Origin of the sequence: Streptomyces sp. NBC_01077 (genome assembly GCF_045162855.1) — a bacterium.
In the GTDB taxonomy this organism is placed as follows: domain Bacteria; phylum Actinomycetota; class Actinomycetes; order Streptomycetales; family Streptomycetaceae; genus Streptomyces.
The window spans coordinates 5,019,373-5,035,915 of sequence record NZ_CP108669.1 but is presented as its reverse complement, the minus strand read 5'-3'; the positions used below and the strand labels follow the sequence as shown (position 1 = coordinate 5,035,915).

At 69.8% G+C, this 16,543-nt stretch carries 18 protein-coding genes; 10 read left to right on the top strand and 8 right to left on the bottom strand.

Translation table 11 applies throughout. The features are described from left to right. The first annotated feature begins 3 nt into the window (after window positions 1-3). The 3 genes from OG462_RS22640 (at window position 4) to OG462_RS22630 (ending at window position 2,841) form a co-directional block, all read left to right on the top strand. Entirely contained in the window at window positions 4-1,128 is a 1,125-nt protein-coding gene (locus OG462_RS22640) for a cystathionine gamma-lyase (RefSeq protein ID WP_406066658.1), read from the top strand. Between the two features lie 246 nt (window positions 1,129-1,374). After that, window positions 1,375-2,271 (top strand): LysR family transcriptional regulator, encoded by an 897-nt coding sequence (locus OG462_RS22635; RefSeq protein ID WP_406060177.1) that lies wholly within the window; start codon window positions 1,375-1,377, stop codon window positions 2,269-2,271. Window positions 2,272-2,361: 90 nt separating this feature from the next. Then, complete coding sequence (locus OG462_RS22630) at window positions 2,362-2,841, top strand: NUDIX domain-containing protein (RefSeq protein WP_406066657.1); 480 nt, start codon at window positions 2,362-2,364, stop codon at window positions 2,839-2,841. Here OG462_RS22630 and OG462_RS22625 read toward each other — a convergent pair. Together OG462_RS22625 and OG462_RS22620 are read right to left on the bottom strand one after the other, a co-directional pair. After that, complete coding sequence (locus tag OG462_RS22625) at window positions 2,784-4,016, bottom strand: globin domain-containing protein (RefSeq protein ID WP_406060175.1); 1,233 nt, start codon at window positions 4,014-4,016, stop codon at window positions 2,784-2,786. The two genes, OG462_RS22630 and OG462_RS22625, sit on opposite strands and share 58 nt — an antisense overlap. Before the next feature lie 106 nt (window positions 4,017-4,122). Further along, on the bottom strand, window positions 4,123-4,776 hold the full coding sequence (locus OG462_RS22620; protein WP_406060173.1) for an HAD family hydrolase: 654 nt from the start codon (window positions 4,774-4,776) through the stop codon (window positions 4,123-4,125). A gap of 117 nt (window positions 4,777-4,893) precedes the next feature. Here OG462_RS22620 and OG462_RS22615 point away from each other — a divergent pair, with 117 nt between their 5' ends. From OG462_RS22615 to OG462_RS22605, 3 genes are all read left to right on the top strand, one after another. Beyond that, on the top strand, window positions 4,894-5,757 hold the full coding sequence (locus OG462_RS22615) for a GNAT family N-acetyltransferase (RefSeq protein ID WP_406060171.1): 864 nt from the start codon (window positions 4,894-4,896) through the stop codon (window positions 5,755-5,757). 123 nt (window positions 5,758-5,880) lie between these two features. Beyond that, window positions 5,881-6,339: a MarR family winged helix-turn-helix transcriptional regulator gene (locus tag OG462_RS22610; protein ID WP_406060169.1), complete on the top strand. Its 459-nt coding sequence runs from the start codon at window positions 5,881-5,883 to the stop codon at window positions 6,337-6,339. Between the two features lie 112 nt (window positions 6,340-6,451). Next, complete coding sequence (locus tag OG462_RS22605) at window positions 6,452-6,904, top strand: GNAT family N-acetyltransferase (protein ID WP_406060167.1); 453 nt, start codon at window positions 6,452-6,454, stop codon at window positions 6,902-6,904. A gap of 84 nt (window positions 6,905-6,988) precedes the next feature. Here OG462_RS22605 and OG462_RS22600 read toward each other — a convergent pair whose 3' ends face one another. Together OG462_RS22600 and dnaB are read right to left on the bottom strand one after the other, a co-directional pair. Then, entirely contained in the window at window positions 6,989-8,371 is a 1,383-nt protein-coding gene (locus tag OG462_RS22600) for a serine hydrolase domain-containing protein (protein WP_406060166.1), read from the bottom strand. Window positions 8,372-8,450: 79 nt separating this feature from the next. After that, a complete protein-coding gene (gene dnaB, locus OG462_RS22595) occupies window positions 8,451-9,935 on the bottom strand; it encodes a replicative DNA helicase (RefSeq protein WP_406060164.1) in 1,485 nt (494 codons plus the stop codon). A 423-nt stretch (window positions 9,936-10,358) separates the two neighbouring features. Between dnaB and OG462_RS22590 the strand changes: the two genes are divergently transcribed. After that, window positions 10,359-11,696: an MATE family efflux transporter gene (locus tag OG462_RS22590; protein ID WP_406060163.1), complete on the top strand. Its 1,338-nt coding sequence runs from the start codon at window positions 10,359-10,361 to the stop codon at window positions 11,694-11,696. Between the two features lie 157 nt (window positions 11,697-11,853). Here the strand turns inward: OG462_RS22590 and rplI are convergent, their stop codons facing one another. The 4 genes from rplI to rpsF form a co-directional block, all read right to left on the bottom strand. Next, entirely contained in the window at window positions 11,854-12,300 is a 447-nt protein-coding gene (rplI, locus tag OG462_RS22585; protein ID WP_030317964.1) for a 50S ribosomal protein L9, read from the bottom strand. 18 nt (window positions 12,301-12,318) lie between these two features. After that, window positions 12,319-12,555: a 30S ribosomal protein S18 gene (gene rpsR / locus OG462_RS22580; protein WP_003956534.1), complete on the bottom strand. Its 237-nt coding sequence runs from the start codon at window positions 12,553-12,555 to the stop codon at window positions 12,319-12,321. 56 nt (window positions 12,556-12,611) lie between these two features. Further along, window positions 12,612-13,208 carry a single-stranded DNA-binding protein gene (locus OG462_RS22575; RefSeq protein WP_406060162.1) on the bottom strand — a complete coding sequence of 199 codons (597 nt, stop codon included), beginning with the start codon at window positions 13,206-13,208 and terminating at the stop codon, window positions 12,612-12,614. A 74-nt stretch (window positions 13,209-13,282) separates the two neighbouring features. Beyond that, window positions 13,283-13,573 (bottom strand): 30S ribosomal protein S6, encoded by a 291-nt coding sequence (gene rpsF / locus OG462_RS22570; protein WP_015034882.1) that lies wholly within the window; start codon window positions 13,571-13,573, stop codon window positions 13,283-13,285. Window positions 13,574-13,858: 285 nt separating this feature from the next. On the opposite strand from rpsF, the gene OG462_RS22565 reads away from it, so the two are divergent. The 3 genes from OG462_RS22565 (at window position 13,859) to OG462_RS22555 (ending at window position 16,525) form a co-directional block, all read left to right on the top strand. Further along, on the top strand, window positions 13,859-14,173 hold the full coding sequence (locus OG462_RS22565) for a hypothetical protein (RefSeq protein WP_406060160.1): 315 nt from the start codon (window positions 13,859-13,861) through the stop codon (window positions 14,171-14,173). A gap of 119 nt (window positions 14,174-14,292) precedes the next feature. Continuing rightward, window positions 14,293-15,411, top strand: a complete 1,119-nt coding sequence (locus OG462_RS22560; protein WP_406060159.1) for a lipid II:glycine glycyltransferase FemX — start codon at window positions 14,293-14,295, stop codon at window positions 15,409-15,411. An 82-nt stretch (window positions 15,412-15,493) separates the two neighbouring features. Further along, window positions 15,494-16,525, top strand: a complete 1,032-nt coding sequence (locus tag OG462_RS22555) for an alanine racemase (RefSeq protein WP_406060157.1) — start codon at window positions 15,494-15,496, stop codon at window positions 16,523-16,525. The last annotated feature ends 18 nt before the right edge of the window (window positions 16,526-16,543 follow it).

The window sequence follows — 16,543 nt, the reverse complement described above, 5'->3', positions numbered from 1 at the left end:
GACATGGACATCGGCGACGGCACGCGCGCGGTACGGGCCGGGCTTCCCGAACCCGTGAAGTACGAGCCGACCCTGCCGGGGCCGGTCTTCGCCGCGCACTTCCATCTGCCGGGCGAGCCGACGGGCGGATACGCGTACGGCCGGGACGAGAACCCGACCTGGACGCATCTGGAACGGGCGATCGGCGAGCTGGAGGCACCGGGGGAGCAGGACGTCGAGACACTGGTCTTCGCCTCGGGCATGGCTGCGATCTCCGCCGTCCTCCTCTCCCAGCTGAAGTCGGGCGACGCCGTGGTGCTGCCCACCGACGGCTACCAGGCCCTGCCCCTGCTCCACGAGCAGCTGAGGGCGTTCGGCATCGAGGTCCGCACGGCGCCCACCGGTGGCGACGGCCAGCTCGCCGTCCTCGAAGGAGCCCGGCTGCTGTGGATCGAGACCCCGTCCAACCCCGGGCTCGACGTCTGCGACATCCGCCGTCTGGTGCGCGAGGCGCATGCCGCGGGCGCGCTCGTCGCCGTCGACAACACCCTCGCCACCCCGCTCGGCCAGCGGCCGCTCGAACTGGGCGCGGACTTCTCCGTCGCCAGCGACACCAAGGGCATGACCGGGCACGGCGACATCCTGCTCGGCCATGTCAGCTGCCGCGATCCCGAGCGGGCGGCGGAGGTACGGCGCTGGCGCAAGGTCGTCGGCGCGATCCCCGGCCCCATGGAGGCCTGGCTCGCCCACCGTTCGCTCGCCACGCTCCAGCTGCGGATCGACCGCCAGTGCTCCACCGCGCTCGTGCTCGCGCAGACGCTCGCCGGGCGCGCGGACGTGACCGGGCTGCGGTACCCGGGGCTGCCCGACGACCCCTCGCACGCGGTGGCCGCCCGGCAGATGCGGCGCTTCGGGTCCGTGGTCTCCTTCGAGCTGGCGGACCGGAAGCGGGCCGAGCGGTTCCTGGAGGAGCTGCGGATCGTGGACGACGCCACCAGCTTCGGCGGTGTGCGCTCCACGGCGGAGCGACGCGGGCGCTGGGGCGGGGACGCGGTCGCGGAGGGCTTCATCCGGTTCTCGGTCGGTGCCGAGGACCCGGAGGACCTGATCGCCGATGTGCTGCGGGCCCTCGACGAGGCCTGCGCCTAGCCGGGGCCTAGCCGGGACGGGGTGGGGACGGCGTACGGAACGAGGCGTTCCGAGCCTCCCCCCTCGTGGCTCGGAACGCCTCGGTTCCATGCGCGGAGACCGCCTGAACAAGGCTAGTTGACTGTGCGTCAGTGTCCAATCACGGTAGCGACAGAGACCTATCGACTTATTTATAGTTGGACGGTCCTGAGGCGAAGTCAGCCGACCGCCTGAGTCGAACGGCCGCATGGCCGGGAGGGGGCGGACATGGATCTGGCCCTGTTGCGCACGTTCGTCACGGTGCACCGGGCCGGCTCGTTCACCCGCGCCGCCGCGCTCCTCGGGCTCTCCCAGCCGGCCGTCACCAGCCAGATCCGGACGCTCGAACGACAGCTCGGGCGTCCTCTCTTCCTCAGACAGGCGCGCGGGGTCACGCCGACCACCATCGGCGACGAGCTCGCGCACCGCGCCGCTCCCCATCTGGACGCCCTCGTCGAGATCGCCGAGACCGGCCTCGACGAGGAGAGCGGCGTCCGTACCCTCCATGTCGCCGGGCCCCCGGAGTTCACCGCGCTCCGCGTCCTGCCCGCCCTCACGCCGCTGGTCGGCCAGGGGCTCGCCGTACGGGCGTCGTTCCTCGGCAACACCGAAGAAATCCTCGACGGGCTCGCCGCGGGCCACCACGATCTGGCCGTCGCGACCGCCCGCCCCCGGGGCGGCCTGCTCGTCTCCACCCCGCTCTGCGACGAGGAGTACGTCCTGGTCGCGGCCCCACGATGGGCGGCCCGGCTCTCCCCCGACGTGCTCCTCCGCAAGGGCGCGGTGGTCCTGGAGCAGCTTCCGGTGGTCGAGGTGCACGAGTCGCTGCCGTTCGTCGCCCGCTACTGGGCGAGCGTCTTCGAGACCAAGCCGGCGGTCGCCGCCACCGTGATCGCTCCCGATCTGCGCGCCGTGCGGGAGTCCGCAGCCTCCGGCGCCGGGCTCGCCGTCCTGCCCCGCTATCTGTGCGAGGACGCCCTGGAGCACGGGCGACTCGTGGCGCTGCTCGATCCCCCGGTCCCGCCGCTGCGGACCTACTTCCTGGTCGTGCGTACGGGGACGCTCGCGCTCTCGCCCATCGCCCGGGCGCACGAGGAACTGCTGCGGGCCGCGGGGGACTGGTGAGCTTCCGCGGGGCATGGTGAGTTTCCGCCGCGGACAGCGAGTTTCAGGACACCTCGGACGGGCCATTTTCTTCCCATGAACGAACGGCCCATGAACGAACGGCCCGTGATCAAGCGCACCGCACGCGCCATCCTGCTCGATGGGGACGATCTCATCCTCATCAAGCGCACCAAGCCGGGGATGGATCCCTACTGGCTCACGCCCGGTGGCGGCGTGGAACCCACCGACACCACCGTCGTCGAGGCCCTGCACCGCGAGGTGCACGAGGAGCTCGGCGCCAAGATCATCGATGTGGTGCCCTGCTTCGTCGACACCGTCGAGCACATCGTCGACGGCGGGGTCTCCGGGGTGAAGGTCCAGCACTTCTTCGTGTGCCGGCTCGACTCGATGGACACCTCACTGCGGCACGGCCCCGAGATGGACGAACCCGTCGGCGAGTACGAGATCGTCCGGGTGCCCTTCAGCCGGGTCGGCATCGCCGCCGTGCACCTCGTCCCGCTCTCCCTGCGCCACTACCTCGACGGCAACATCGAGGGCGTCCGGGCGATGCACGCCCCCGACCTGGGCTGATCGTCGGCCGCCGGGGCCAGTTCGGCGAGGAAGTCGTGCCGGATGCGCTCGGCGGGGACCCCCGCTCCCCGCAGCGCGTCCACCCCGCGACGGACCATGCCGAGCGGCCCCGAGAGATAGGCGTCGCGTTCGCTCCAGGGGCCGTAGCGGCAGACGGCCTCCGGAAGCCGCCCCTGCTCCTCGGTGACCGGGTGGACGGAGAGCCAGGGAAAGGTCTTCTGGAGCCGCAGCATCGTGTCGATGTCGTACAGGTCGTGGCCGCTGCGGGCCCCGTAGAAGACATCGACCGGGCGCCGGTCCCCATGCTCGGCGACGTCCTCCACCAGGGCCTTGATGGGCGCTATCCCGGTGCCGCCGCCCACACAGAGCAGGCCGGTGTCCGTCTCGTGGTCGACGGTCATGGAGCCGGCCGGCGGACCGAGGCGCAGGACGTCCCCGGGACGCGCCCGGTGGACCAGCGCGTTGGACACCCAACCCGCCGGGACCGCCTTGACGTGCAGGGAGAGCAGCCCGTCGGGCCGGGGTGCCGCCGCGAACGAGTAGTGGCGCCATGTCCGCGGCCACCACGGGGTCTCCAGCGTCGTGTACTGCCCCGCGAGGAAGGGGTACGGCTGGTCGGGCCGGAGCGTGACGACGGCGATGTCCGGGGTGCGCAGATCGTGGGAGACCACCTCGGCCTGCCACCAGGCGGGCGCCGAGCGCTCGTCCTCCGCCGCCGCGTCGATCATGATCTGGGAGATCGTCGTGTACGTACGGACCCAGGCCGCCTCGGTCTCCTCGTCCCAACTCGTCGTCGCGTACCGCACGAGCGCGCCGATGAGGGCCTCGCCGACGGCCGGGTAATGGGCGGAGTGGGTGCCGTACTTGCGGTGGCCCCGGCCGAGGTTCTGCAGGTAGGCGGTGAGCACCGGGGTGTCGTCCAGGTGCTCCGCCGCGGTGAGGAGCGCCTTCAGGAGTCGGTCCCGCTGGGTGTCCATGGCCGCGGGGAACATCTCGCGCAGCCCCGGGTTCCGGATGAAGAGCAGGGCGTAGAAGTACGAGGTCACCCGGTCGGCGACCGGCGCGATCTCCGCGAGGGTGCGGCGGACGAGCACCGCGTCGGCGGACGCTTCCCGGGGTATTCGCGGCTCGTCCCCGTCCTCCGCTGCCCTCGTGGTGGTCGGAGCATCCATCATGTGCCTCGCCCTCGCGCTGGCCGGCTTCCGTGGTCGCAGCATGACCCGTCCGAACGCCGCTTCGGAGTGAAAGCGGCGTTCTCGGGCCATAGGGCAGGGTTTCTGGCTAAGCTGCGCTGTTTCGGACCAAGGCGTAGGCCTCGCGCAGATCTCCCCCGGTGTAGCTGTGGCGGGAGAGCCCGGCGAGATGGTGGTCCGCGTTCACCGCCACGGTGTCCGGCACGATCGCGAAGAGCTCCGCGTCGGACATCGAGTCCCCGTACGCGACGCAGTCGGCCGGGTCCACCCCGTACTCCGCACAGAGGCCCCGTGCGATCCGCACCTTCGCCCGCGCGTCGAGGATGTCGGGCCGGTGGATCGGCTCGGTGAACGGGACAGTCGGCCAGCGCGAACCATGCGCCACGTCGACGCCCCAGTCGAGAAGCCGCTCGACGAAGAAGTCGGGCGAGAGGGAGATGACCGCACAGCGGTCGCCCCGCTCCCGGATGTCGGCCCAGACGTCGCGGATGCCCAGCAGCCAGGGCGCCCCTTCGAAGGCCGCCGCGACCTGGTCCACCGTGAGGGCGGACCACAGCTCGCGGGCCCGGACGGCGAACTCGTCCGGGGTGAGCCCCCGCAGAAAGCCCGCCTCCAGAGCGGCGATCTCATCGTCGACGCCCAGCTGCCGGGAGATCTCCACCGCCGCGGCCGACCCTCGGATGAGGGTGCCGTCCAGGTCGAAGAAGTGCAGTCGCTGCTTTCGATGTTTCACGTGAAACATCGTCCTCATCCCACGGGATGGAATCAACGCCCTCGCCCGACTACGCGCCGCACACGGTATCGGCCAGATCCACAAAAGCGGTGGACGGAAGATCGCCGTGTCGGACAGCCTGACAGCATGCCGATCTCCCCCTCCACGCTCACGCAGCTCCCCGTCCGGCGCCTCACCGGGGACGACCTCCTCGCCTGCTCCGACCTCTCCGAGAACCGGGGCTGGCCGCGTGAGGAACACAAGTGGGGTCTGCTGCTCACCGCGGGCACCGGCTACGGCATCGACGACCCGTCCGGAGCCGGGCTGATCGCCTGTTCCGTGGTCACGTCCTACGGCTCGGGGCTCGCCGCGATCGGCATGGTGCTCGTCGCCGAGCAGTACGCACGCCAAGGAGTGGGACGGCGGCTCATGCAACACGTCCTGGCGGAAGCCGGGGACACCCCGCTCACCCTGCACGCCACGCCGAACGGGCAGCCCCTGTACGAGCAGCTGGGCTTCAGGGAGACGAGCCGCGCGGAGATGGTGCGCGGACGCTTCACCTTCACCACACCCGCCCCGGCCGTTCCGGTCCGTCCGGTGACAGCGGAGGACCTCCAGGCGATCCTGCGCCTGGACCGCGAGGTCTTCGGCCTCGACCGCACACACGTGATCACCCGGCTCCCCGCCTTCGCGGACCATCTCCGGGTCGCGGAGGAGGACGGCGAGATCACCGGCTTCGCGGCAGCCTGGCCCAACATGGACACCCATGTCGTCGGACCGCTGATCGCCCGGGACCCTGCCACCGCCCAGGCCCTGATCGCCTCGCTCGCGGCGGCCACCGACCGCCCTCTGCGCACGGACATCGATGTGCGCCACTCGGAGCTGCTGAGCTGGGTGAAGGGGAACGGCATCGACTCGATCGCCTCCAACGCGGTGATGGTCCGCTCCCTCCCCGACCTCCCCGGAGACTGGCGCCGCCGCTTCGCTCCCCTGACCGTCGCGGCCGGCTAGCCGGAGGCCGGGCCAGGGCGAGGCCCGGAGAAGATTTACTTGCACACGCGCATTATTGCGCCGCATCGTCTACCCTGGGTCGAGAGCCACTCCGGTGCCCAGGAGAGACCGAGGAGAGAGACCATGACCGCGACGGACCCCGCACTCACCGCGCTCTCCCAGCGCTGGTGCGCCCTCTCCCTGCTGCACGGCAGGATCGAGTCGCACATCGAGCGCGCCCTGGAGACCGGGCACGGTCTGAGCGTGCGGGAGTACTCGCTCCTCGACGTCCTCAGCCGGCAGCACAGCGGACCGGGCGGCCACCTCCAGATGAAGCAGGTCGCCGACGCGGTCGTCCTCAGCCAGAGCGCCACCACCCGGCTGGTCACCCGGCTCGAGGATCGCGGCCTGCTCACCCGGTACCTCTGCGCCACCGACCGGCGCGGTATCTACACCGACGTCACCGAGGCCGGCCAGAAGCTCCTGGCGGAGGCCCGCCCCACCAACGACAGCGCGCTGCGCGAAGCCCTCGACGAGGCCGCCAAGAACCCCGAGCTGGCCCCGCTGGTCCAGGTCGTGGAGGGCGTGAGCGTTCCCGCCTGAGGGCACGGGCCGACGCCGCTCCTTAAGGGCTCCGAGGAGGTCGGATAGCCGGAGCCCGAGGCGCGTCACTCGCCATGAGCAAGGCTGAGAGGCCCGGCGTACGCTGCGAGGCATGAGTGATCTTGAGATGCGTCCCGCCACCGCGGAGGACCTCGAAGCCATCGTCGCGATGCTCGCCGACGACCCCCTGGGCGCGCAGCGCGAATCCCCGGACGACCTCGGCCCGTACCTCACCGCGTTCGAGCGCCTCGCGAACGACCCCCAGCAGCATCTCGTCGTGGCCGTCCGCGAGGACAAGGTCGTCGGCACCCTCCAGCTGACGATCATCCCGGGCCTCTCGCGCCGGGGCGCCACCCGCTCGATCATCGAGGGCGTCCGTATCCACGCCCAGGAGCGCGGCAGCGGCCTCGGGACCCAGCTCATCGAGTGGGCCGTCGAGGAGTCCGGACGCCAGGGCTGCCGACTCGTCCAGCTGACCTCCGACGTCAGCCGCACGGATGCCCACCGCTTCTACGAGCGCCTCGGCTTCGAGGCCTCTCACCTGGGCTTCAAGAAGAACCTCTGAGGCAGCGAGCTCTCCGAAGGCGCGCCGGGACACGGTCCCGGCGCGCCGATCACGCGTGTTTCACGTGAAACACCACAGAACGGCTCAGAGCCCGCGCCAGCCCGCCTCGTCCACTCCACCCGGCACCGCGTCCGCCGGTGCGTACGGCTCGCGTGTGAAGACGAAGGAGCCGAGATCGAGATGGCTCACGCTGCCGTCGGCACGCCGCACCGCCCGGAGCGTCTCCCCCTCGTAGTAGCCGTTCAGCCCGACCCAGCCGCCTTCGGGCAGCGCCCGGAAGCGGGCCCGCCGCCCGGCTCCCCGCAGGGGTTCGAGAACCACACCCCGATCGGGGGCGAGCCGGAGCCCGTAGGCGTAGGTACCCCAGTACCAGGGCCCCGTCAGGGCCAGCAGTTCCTCGTCGGCCTCGGCCTCCGGAAGCGGTCGCCAGGGCTCCGGGAACCTCGGCTCCGCCTCCGCCACGATCCGTACGAGATCGGCGGCCACGACCCCGGTCAGCGGCCCTGAGGTGGCATTGGAGAGGGCGATCGCCGCCAGCCCGTCCTCCACGCTCACCCACAGGGCGGCGACGAAGCCGGGAAGCGATCCGGTGTGACCGATCAGAGTCCGGCCGTCCTTGCGGAGCAGCTGGAGCCCGAGTCCGTAGCTCCCGTCCCAGTCCCCCTCCCCGGCCGCGGAGGCCGGAGCCCGCATCTCCTCCACGGAGGCCGCGGCGAGCACCCGCTCGTCACCCGCCGCGAGGAACGCGGCGAAGCGGGCGAGATCCGCCGCCGTCGACCAGAGCTGCCCGGCCGGCGCCATCAGCCCAAGGTCCTCGGACGGCTCCGGAAGCATCACGTCGGCCCAGGGGTGCACCGCCCAGCCGCCCGCGTGCGGGGCGACCGGATCGAGCGTCGTACGGCTCATCCCCAGCGGCTCCAGGATCTCGCGCCGCAGCGCCTCCTCCCAGGAGACTCCTCGCACAGCCTCGATCAGCGAACCGAGCAGTGTGTAACCGGGGTTGGAGTAGTGGTGACGGCGCCCCGGCGCCCTGAGGAAGGGCTGCTCCCCCAGAACGTCGGAGAGCTCCGGCCGCAGCGCGGCGGACGAGCGCTCCCACCACTGACCGGGCGTCTCGGCCGCGAGACCGCCGCTGTGCCCGAGGAGTTGAGCGATCGTCACCTCACCGGCGCCCGTGCCCTTGAGGTGCCGCTCCAGCGGATCGTCGAGCCCGAGGAGTCCCTCGTCCCGCAGCCGCATCACCAGCACGGCGGTGAAGACCTTGGTGATCGACCCGATCCTGAACTGCGTTTCGGCGTCCGGCGCGTGCCCGTCCACGCAACTGCGCGAACCGCTCCACACCAGCGCTCCGTCGCGCACCACCGCCCCCACGAACGAAGGCGCCCGCCCTTCGGACTGGGCGACCGCGACGCGATGCAGCAGAGCCCGCGCGGTACCGGGCAACAGGTCTTCGAAAGATGTCGTCATGGGACCCATCCAACGTGATCTCCCCCGTGACGGCTTCCGGATTACCGGTGCGCCGCGATCCCGCACTCCTCGGGAAAGGTCAGGTCTGGGCCATGTCCACGAAGCGGGAGTAGTGGCCCTGGAAGGCCACGGTGATCGTGGCTGTCGGGCCGTTACGGTGCTTGCCCACGATGATGTCCGCCTCGCCCGCTCGCGGTGACTCCTTCTCGTAGGCGTCCTCGCGGTGCAGCAGGATCACCATGTCGGCGTCCTGCTCGATCGAGCCGGACTCACGCAGGTCGGAGACCATCGGCTTCTTGTCGGTGCGCTGTTCGGGGCCACGGTTCAGCTGGGAGAGCGCGATCACCGGCAGTTCCAGCTCCTTGGCGAGGAGCTTCAGGTTTCGCGACATGTCGGAGACCTCTTGCTGCCGGCTCTCCTGCCGCTTCGAACCACCGGACTGCATCAGCTGCAGATAGTCGATGATGACGAGCTTGAGCCCGTTGCGCTGCTTGAGGCGGCGGCACTTCGCCCGGATCTCCATCATCGACAGGTTCGGGGAGTCGTCGATGTAGAGCGGCGCCTGCGAGACGTCCGGCATCCGGCGGGCGAGACGGGTCCAGTCCTCGTCGGTCATCGTGCCGGAGCGCATGTGGTGCAGGGCGACCCGGGCCTCCGCCGAGAGCAGGCGCATCGCGATCTCGTTGCGGCCCATTTCGAGCGAGAAGATGACGCTGGGCAGGTTGTGCTTGATGGACGCCGCCCGGGCGAAGTCGAGGGCGAGGGTCGACTTACCCATGGCGGGACGCGCCGCAATGATGATCATCTGGCCGGGGTGCAGGCCGTTGGTCAGCGAGTCCAGGTCGGTGAAGCCGGTGGGCACACCGGTCATCTCACCGCTGCGGGAGCCGATCGCCTCGATCTCGTCGAGCGCCCCCTCCATGATGTCGCCGAGCGGCAGATAGTCCTCGGTGGTGCGCTGCTCGGTGACCGCGTAGATCTCGGCCTGGGCCGAGTTCACGATCTCGTCGACGTCTCCGTCGGCCGCGTAGCCCATCTGCGTGATCTTGGTACCGGCCTCGACGAGTCGGCGCAGGACGGCCCGCTCGTGGACGATCTCCGCGTAGTACGAGGCGTTGGCCGCCGTCGGTACCGACTGCACCAGGGTGTGGAGGTAGGAGGCACCGCCCACACGGGTGATCTCGCCGCGCTTGGTGAGCTCGGCGCCGACCGTGATCGGGTCGGCCGGCTCGCCCTTGGCGTAGAGGTCGAGGATCGCGGCGTAGACGGTCTCGTGGGCGGGCTTGTAGAAGTCGTTGCCCTTGATGATCTCCACGACGTCCGCGATGGCGTCCTTGGAGAGGAGCATGCCGCCGAGGACGGACTGCTCGGCGTCGAGGTCCTGTGGGGGAACCCGCTCGAAGCCGGAGAGCCCGCCGTCCCACGGCCCGCCTTCGCCGCCCCGCTCGTGCTGGTCGTCGCGCCCGCGGCCGCGGCCACGCCCTTCGCCTCGGGTACGGGTGGGCAGTCGGTCACTCGGTCCGCTGTCCGCCCAGGGGTCGTCCATCGGCTCGGGAACGCTCACCAAGCACCTCTTCCCGTCCGCTGCGCGGACCCTCGCCGTGCCACTCTTTCTTACGCCACGCCTTGATCGACGAGTGGCTTCGCGACCGCTTCTGGCGCGTCGGGCGCCGGTCCACGGTAGGCCCGCGGAGGGCGTCAGCCAATCTGGTTATCCACAGGCCCTGTGGGTGAAGGGCCCGAGTCTGTGGAGAACTCGCCGGAACCTGTGCACGGACCGGGGGACAGCCATGTGGACAAACTCATAGGACCCCTGGCCTTACGGGCTTGACCTGGCCTTTTCCCATCCACGGGCTGTGGGGGAGAAAAACTTTCCCCCCTGGACCAAGATCAGAACAAACGACCCACACCCGAAGCACCTTGCCCCCCAAAAGTAAGGACCATAGATGCATTGCATCTCTTACCTGTGGAAGATTAGATTGACCCCATGACCCAGGCCCCCGCGACGCCCAAGGCCGTCCGCCGACAGCACGACCGCGAGATCGTCTCCCTCGCCCTGCCGGCCTTCGGCGCTCTTGTCGCCGAGCCGCTCTTCCTCATGGTCGACAGTGCCATCGTCGGCCATCTCGGCACCCCCCAGCTCGCGGGTCTCGCGATCGCCGCCGCCCTGCTGTCCACCGCCGTCAGTGTCTTCGTCTTCCTCGCCTACGCCACCACGGCCGCCGTCGCCCGCCGTGTCGGTGCCGGGGACCTTCCGGCCGCGATCCGGCAGGGAATGGACGGCATCTGGCTCGCCCTTCTCCTCGGCGCCGTCGTCGTCGTGCTGACCCTGCCCGCGGCGCCGTGGCTCGTCGGCATCTTCGGGGCCTCCGACACTGCGGCTCCCCACGCCGTCACCTACCTGCGGATCTCCAGCCTCGGCATTCCCGCGATGCTCGTGGTCCTGGCCGCCACAGGCGTCCTGCGCGGCCTCCAGGACACCCGTACACCGCTCTACGTGGCCATCGGCGGCTTCGCGGCCAACGGCGCGCTCAACGTCGGGCTGGTCTACGGCGCCGGTCTGGGTATCGCGGGCTCCGCCTGGGGCACGGTCATCGCCCAGTGCGGCATGGCCGCCGCCTACCTCGTCGTGGTCGTACGGGGCGCCCGGCGCCACGGAGCCTCCCTCCGCCCCGACGCCGCCGGCATACGCGCCTCCGCCCAGGCCGGTGTCCCGCTCCTCGTCCGTACGCTCTCGCTCCGTGCGGTCCTGATGATCGCCACGGCCGTCGCGGCCCGGATGGGCGATGCGGAGGTCGCCGCCCACCAGATCATCCTGTCTCTGTGGAGTCTGATGGCCTTCGCCCTCGACGCGATCGCCATCGCCGGCCAGGCCATCATCGGCCGCTATCTCGGCGCGGACGACGCCGACGGCGCACGCCAGGTCTGCCGCCGCATGGTCCAGTGGGGTGTCGTCTCCGGCGTGGTGCTCGGCGCACTGCTCATCGTCGCCCGCCCCCTGTTCATCCCGCTCTTCACCGGCGACACCACCGTCCAGGACACTCTGCTCCCGGCCCTGTTCGTGGTCGCGCTCTCGCAGCCGATCTCCGGGGTCGTCTTCGTCCTCGACGGCGTCCTGATGGGCGCGGGGGACGGCCCCTACCTGGCCTGGGCAATGCTGCTGACACTCGTCGTCTTCGCCCCGGTCGCCCTCCTCGTCCCGGCGTTCGGCGGCGGGCTCACGGCGCTCTGGTGGGCGATGACGCTGATGATGTCGGTCCGGATGGCCACGCTCTGGCTCCGTTCCCGTTCCGGTCGCTGGATCGTCACCGGCGCCACGCGCTGAATGTTTCACGTGAAACGCCCTGTTTCACGTGAAACAACGAAGACCCGGGAAACAACTAAGGCCCGGGAAACAGAGAGACGCGTGGAACAGCGGAAGGGCCGCACCCCGAGGGGTGCGGCCCTTCCTCACTGCTGAGCGCAGACTGCCGAGGGCAGCGTTACGCGGCGACGATCTCGACGCCGAGCTTCGCGGCGACGTCGGCGTGCAGACGCACGGACACCTGGTGCGAGCCCAGGGTCTTGATCGGCGAACCGAGCTCGACGCGACGCTTGTCGACGTCGGGGCCACCCGCAGCCTTGATCGCCGAGGCGATGTCGGCCGGGGTCACGGAGCCGAAGAGACGGCCGGCGTCGCCGGAGCGAACGGCCAGGCGCACCTTCGTACCCTCGAGCTTGGCCTTGATCTCGTTGGCCTGCTCGATGGTCGCGATCTCGTGGATCTTGCGGGCGCGGCGGATCTGCGCCACGTCCTGCTCGCCACCCTTGGTCCAGCGGATCGCGAAACCACGCGGGACCAGGTAGTTGCGGGCGTAGCCGTCCTTGACGTCGACGACGTCGCCGGCGGTGCCGAGGCCGGAGACCTCGTGGGTCAGGATGATCTTCATTATTCGGTCACCCTTTCCTTATCGCGCGGTGGACGTGTAGGGCAGCAGCGCCATCTCACGGCTGTTCTTGACGGCCGTGGCGACGTCACGCTGGTGCTGCGTGCAGTTGCCGGTCACGCGGCGGGCACGGATCTTGCCGCGGTCGGAAATGAACTTCCGCAGCATGTTCGTGTCCTTGTAGTCCACGTAGACGGTCTTGTCCTTGCAGAACGCGCAGACCTTCTTCTTAGGCTTGCGCACAGGCGGCTTCGCCATGGTGTTTCTCCTGTGTGATCAAGAATGGGGGTACGAGCTGCTTCTGGGGGCGTGCCCTAGAAGGGGGGCTCGTCCGAGTAGCCGCCGCCGGAGTTTCCACCCCAGCTGCCTCCGCCGCCCTGCTGCTGGCCGCCGCCGGAGGAGGAGGCACCGCCGGTCGCCCACGGGTCGTCGGCGGGAGCACCGCCACCACCCTGCTGGCCACCGCCGGAGTTTCCACCCCAGCTGCCACCGCCGCCGGCCTGCTGGCCGCCGCCGCCCCCGCCGTAACCACCCTGGCCGCCTCGACCGGTGGTCTTGGTGACCTTGGCCGTGGCGTTCTTGAGGCTGGGGCCGACTTCCTCGACATCCAGCTCGTAGACCGTGCGCTTGACGCCCTCACGGTCCTCGTAGGACCGCTGCTTCAGCCGGCCCTGCACGACGACGCGCATGCCTCGCTGAAGCGACTCGGCGACGTTCTCCGCCGCCTGACGCCAGACCGAGCAGGTCAGGAACAGGCTTTCGCCGTCCTTCCACTCATTGGTCTGACGGTCGAAGGTGCGGGGGGTGGACGCGATACGGAACTTCGCGACCGCCGCACCGGACGGGGTGAAGCGCAGCTCGGGGTCGTCGACAAGATTGCCGACAACCGTGATGACGGTCTCGCCTGCCATGGGGGAACCTCTCGGCGGGATTGCTTCTGGCTGCTTTGTTGCTACTCGGATCCGATGACCACTGAGCTAGATGCTCAGTGGGTCTCGGGACGGAGGACCTTGGTCCGGAGGACCGACTCGTTCAGGTTGAGCTGTCGGTCGAGCTCCTTGACGACTGCAGGCTCGGCCTGCAGGTCGATGACCGAGTAGATGCCCTCGGGCTTCTTCTTGATCTCGTAGGCGAGACGACGACGGCCCCAGGTGTCGACCTTCTCGACCTTTCCGTTGCCCTCACGGACGACGGAAAGGAAGTTCTCGATCAGCGGGGAGACAGCGCGCTCCTCGAGATCGGGGTCGAGGATGACCATCACTTCGTAGTGACGCATGTGGAACCCACCTCCTTTGGACTCAGCGGCCACGGTCGTTCCGTGGCAGGAGGGTCGTGATGCGTAAGCAACGGTATCGGCCACCACTGACAGTCCCCCTCGGCGAACGAGGGGCACCGCCGGGATCCAGGACGGACCAGGGCAGACACCGGTGCAGACCGTACAGACTACCCGCTCATCCCCCTGCGGTTGAAATTCACTGGTGAGGGGACGCAATCTGTACACAACGGATGTCGGCGGCGCTACGATGCGCCGCCTTCCGGTAGCCACGCCAGGAGGTGCCCCATGGCACAGGCAATGCGACCCGACCCCGGCCACTCCCTCTTCGCCACCGACGGCAAACCGCATCCGATCCAGGACACCCTGGTCGGAGTGACACTGGTGCTGGGCGTCGTCGCCTTCGTCACCGCCCAGTTCCACAGCCTGCACCTGCTGAGTTCCTGGGCGGGCCTGATCGGCATCCTGACCGGCGGCTACGGACAGTTCATCTCCGTGACGACCCGCGAACGCTTCCTGCTGATCCTCGGACTCGGCGCATCGGCGTTCGGCTTCTACCTCGGTATGGCCCACGGCGGTCTCTTCGGCAGCGTCATCAGCTGAGCCGAACGGCACGTCAGGGCGTACACGCCCATCCGGGGCGCTCCCCGGTCACAGTAGGCTTCGGCGCGAGAGCCGGAGCCCCTGACCGATGGGGACACACCTGCCGAGGAGCGCCCCGCATGAGCCTGACCCTGAGGACCATCAGCCGTGAGCAGCATCTGGCGTACATCCAGAGCCAGCCCGCGGCGAGCCACTGCCAGGTCCCGGCGTGGGCTGATGTGAAGACCGAGTGGCGCTCGGAGAACCTCGGCTGGTTCGACAAGAACGGCGAGCTCGTCGGGGCCGGCCTGGTGCTCTACCGCCAGCTCCCGAAGATCAAGCGCTACCTGGCCTATCTGCCCGAGGGCCCGGTCATCAACTGGCACGCGCCCAACCTCGACGACTGGCTGCAGCCGATGCTGGCGCACCTCAAGCAGCAGGGCGCCTTCTCGGTGAAGATGGGCCCGCCGGTCGTCATCCGGCGCTGGGACTCGGCCGCCATCAAGTCCGGCATCCAGGACCCGGACGTCAAGCGGCTCAAGGACGTCGAGGCCACCCACATCGAGCCGCGCGCCTTCGAAGTCGCGGACCGGCTGCGGAAGATGGGCTGGCAGCAGGCCGAGGACGGCGGTGCCGGCTTCGGCGACGTGCAGCCCCGCTACGTCTTCCAGGTACCGCTCGCGAACCGCTCGCTCGACGATGTCCTCAAGGGCTTCAACCAGCTGTGGCGCCGCAACATCAAGAAGGCCGAGAAGGCCGGTGTCGAGGTCGTCCAGGGCGGCTACGAGGACCTGGCCGAGTGGCAGCGGCTCTACGAGATCACGGCCGTCCGTGACCACTTCCGGCCGCGCCCGCTCTCGTACTTCCAGCGCATGTGGACCGTCCTCAACAGCGAGGACCCCAACCGCATGCGGCTCTACTTCGCCCGCCACAACGGCGTGAACCTCTCCGCGGCGACGATGCTCGTCGTCGGCGGCCACGTCTGGTACTCCTACGGCGCCTCCGACAACATCGGCCGTGAGGTCCGGCCCTCGAACGCGATGCAGTGGCGCATGCTGCGCGACGCCTACGCGATGGGCGCGACCGTCTACGACCTGCGCGGCATCTCGGACTCGCTCGACGAGACCGACCACCTCTTCGGGCTCATCCAGTTCAAGGTGGGCACGGGCGGCGAGGCCGTCGAGTACGTCGGCGAGTGGGACTTCCCGCTGAACAAGCTGCTGCACAAGGCGCTCGACATCTACATGTCGCGCCGCTGACCCGTGCCGTGCTGCTGACGTTTCCGTAGTCTCGTACATACCTTTGATACACCGCTGCCATCAGAAAGGTTCCGGGCCGGCCATGGCGCTCTCCCTCTACGTCGACACCGCTCGCTGGCGCGCGCACCAGAAGACCGTCATCGATCAGTTCCCCGGTGTCATCCCGGTCTGCAAGGGCAACGGCTACGGCTTCGGCCACGAGCGCCTCGCGGACGAGGCGGCCCGGTTCGGCGCCGACATGCTCGCCGTGGGCACCACGTACGAGGCCGCGCGGATCAAGGACTGGTTCAGCGGCGACCTGCTGGTCCTCACCCCCTTCCGCCGTGGTGAGGAACCGGTTCCGCTGCCCGACCGGGTCATCCGTTCCGTTTCGTCCGTGGACGGCGTCCACGCCCTGGTGGGGGCCCGCGTCGTCATCGAGTGCATGAGCTCGATGAAGCGGCACGGCGTCCGCGAGGAGGAGCTCCAGCAGCTCCACTCCGCCATCGAGGACGTCCGCCTGGAGGGCTTCGCGCTCCACCTCCCGCTGGACCGCCCCGACGGCACCGACGCCGTCGAGGAGGTCATCGGCTGGATGGACCGGCTGCGGGCCGCCCGGCTGCCGCTGCACACCATGTTCGTCAGCCACCTGCGGGCCGAGGAACAGGCACGGCTCCAGCAGCAGTTCCCCCAGACCCGCTTCCGCGCCCGCATCGGCACCCGGCTGTGGCTGGGCGACCACGAGGCCACGGAGTACCGGGGCGCGGTCCTCGACGTGACCCGGGTCGCCAAGGGCGACCGCTTCGGCTACCGCCAGCAGAAGGCCGCGTCGGACGGCTGGCTGGTCGTCGTGGCCGGCGGCACCTCGCACGGCGTGGGCCTGGAGGCCCCCAAGGCGATGCACGGCGTCATGCCGCGCGCCAAGGGCGTCGCGCGGGCCGGTCTCGCCACCGTCAACCGGAACCTTTCGCCCTTCGTCTGGGCCGGGAAGCAGCGCTGGTTCGCCGAGCCGCCGCACATGCAGGTGTCGATCCTGTTCGTGCCGGCCGACGCCCAGGAGCCCCGGGTGGGCGACGAGCTCGTGGCCCATCTGCGCCACACCACGACGCAGTTCGACCGGATCGTCGAGCGCTGAGCCGAGGAGATCGAGGTG